The organism is Gemmatimonadales bacterium (assembly GCA_030697825.1).
In the GTDB taxonomy this organism is placed as follows: domain Bacteria; phylum Gemmatimonadota; class Gemmatimonadetes; order Gemmatimonadales; family JACORV01; genus JACORV01.
The window spans coordinates 1-1,555 of record JAUYOW010000328.1 but is presented as its reverse complement, the minus strand read 5'-3'; the positions used below and the strand labels follow the sequence as shown (position 1 = coordinate 1,555).

Below are 1,555 nucleotides of genomic sequence, written 5' to 3'. Positions count from 1 at the left end.
ACGCCGTTTCTCGACAACGCGGAACTGGCCAAAATCCGCGCGCTCGAATCCGCAACCGCGCCTGCTCATATGGCAGGACGAGCGAGCGAAGCGAGCAGGGATTCCACTTCGGCGCGCGGCCCTCGCCTCGGTCCCATCGGCGACAAGCACGGCTTCAAGACCGCGACACTGCCGATGTTGTTCCCGGCCGGTTCCGGGGGGCAGGGCCTCACGCGCGCCATGGAGGAGCTGTGCCGGAAGGCGAGCGCGGCCATCCAGCAGGGCGCGAGCTTCATCATTCTTTCCGATCGCGGCGTGGACGCGCAGCAGATGCCGATCCCGGCGCTGCTCGCCACCGCCGGCGTGCACCATCACCTGGTGCGCGCGGGCACGCGCGTCAAGGTCGGCCTGATCGTCGAGTCCGGCGAACCGCGCGAGGTGCACCACATGGCGCTGTTGCTCGGCTACGGCGCCGGCGCGGTTAATCCGTATCTCGCCTTCGAAACCTTCGACGACATGATTCGCGAGCAGCTGCTGGCGGGCGTGGACGCCGCCAGCGCGGTCAAGAATTACCTCAAGGCGCTGAACAAGGGTGTGGTCAAGGTGACCTCGAAGATGGGCATCTCCACCATCCAGTCGTATCGCGGTGCGCAGATTTTCGAGGCCATCGGTCTCGATAAGGCGTTCGTCGATAAATACTTTACCTGGACCGCGTCGCGCGTCGGCGGCATCGGCATCGACGTCGTGGCGCAGGAAACGAGTCTGCGACATCACCACGCCTACCCGGACCGGCCGGCGGGCCACGCCGATCTCGACTGGGGCGGGCAGTACCAGTGGCGCCGCGACGGCGAGTACCACATGCTCAACCCCGAGACCGTAGCCAAACTGCAACATGCCGCACGTGCGAACTCCTACGTGCTGTTCAAGGAGTTCTCGAAGAGTTGCGATGATGCTGCCGGCCGTCTCGCGACGTTGCGCGGGCTGATGGATTTTAAGTACGCCGACCGGCCGATTCCAATCGACGAGGTCGAGCCGGTGGAAAACATCGTCACGCGCTTCGCCACCGGTGCCATGTCCTACGGCTCGATCAGCGCCGAGGCGCACGAGTCTCTGGCCATCGCCATGAATCGCATGGGTGGGCGTTCAAACTGCGGCGAGGGCGGTGAAGACCCCGGGCGTTACGGCACCGAGCGCAACTCGCGCGTCAAACAGGTGGCCTCGGGACGCTTCGGCGTCACCAGCCACTACCTGGTGAATTGCACCGACCTGCAAATCAAGATGGCGCAGGGCGCCAAGCCCGGCGAAGGCGGCCAACTCCCCGGTCACAAGGTCTATCCGTGGATCGCCAAGGTACGTTACTCCACGCCCGGCGTGGGTCTGATTTCGCCGCCGCCGCACCACGACATCTATTCGATCGAGGACCTGGCGCAGCTGATTCACGATTTGAAGAACGCCAACCGCGACGCACGCATTCACGTAAAGCTCGTGTCCGAAGTCGGCGTCGGCACCGTCGCCGCCGGCGTCGCCAAGGCGCACGCCGACGTGGTGCTGAACTCCGGCCACGACGGCGGCACCG

1 protein-coding gene is annotated in these 1,555 nt (G+C 65.3%); it reads left to right on the top strand.

The window, feature by feature from the left end:
* A partial coding sequence (locus tag Q8Q85_16305) for a glutamate synthase-related protein (protein MDP3775822.1) occupies window positions 1–1,555 on the top strand: 1,555 nt, incomplete at both ends.